Origin of the sequence: Enterococcus sp. C46 (assembly GCF_040887565.1) — a bacterium.
In the GTDB taxonomy this organism is placed as follows: domain Bacteria; phylum Bacillota; class Bacilli; order Lactobacillales; family Enterococcaceae; genus Enterococcus_B; species Enterococcus_B lactis.
The window spans coordinates 1-626 of record NZ_JBFOGA010000031.1; the positions used below are offsets into that span (position 1 = coordinate 1).

1 protein-coding gene is annotated in these 626 nt (G+C 37.2%); it reads right to left on the reverse strand.

Annotation, left to right across the window (positions count from 1 at the left end):
* Positions 1-626: IS30-like element IS6770 family transposase (locus tag AB3I27_RS13950; RefSeq protein ID WP_099137873.1), on the reverse strand; the 626-nt coding region annotated here is incomplete at both ends.

Here is a 626-nt window from a genome sequence, read left to right on the forward strand (position 1 = left end):
TCGTTTAATGGGCGTTGAGAAGGTGTTCCAGGGTCCGCAAAATATATATCAATATCATGTTGGTTACTAATGGCTTTCCAGTTAGAAAATTCTTTTCCACAGTCAAACGTAATAGATTTAAAGAAGTTTTTAGGGAAGCGAGAAAACCATTGATTAAGGGCAGTTTCAATATCTAATGCCTTACGGCCGTTGGGTTTAATCGTGATAATGACTTTAGATAATCTTTCAACTAAAGTAATGACGGCACTTTTATGATGAATGCCAACGATCGTATCACCTTCAAGGTGACCAAACTCAGAATTGAAATCAGGATAATTATCAGGTCGATCATGGATTGAGCGCTGATACTGTTGTTTTCCCCGTTTTTCCTGATGGCCATTGGGTTTTCTTTTACCTTTCATCGGTAGTGTGTCAATATCAAATATTCCTTTAGAAAATAAACGATAAAGTGTTCTCATACCGCATGAAACAGGCCTTTCTTTTCGCCCGATAATGACGTCAGGCGTCCAACCAAGAGTGACTTTCTCTTTAATGTAATCTACTTCATGAGCAGGTAATTGAATGACTTTTCTACCACATTTTTTCTTATTTTCTTTATACTGGTGCCAATAATCAAGAGCAGTCTT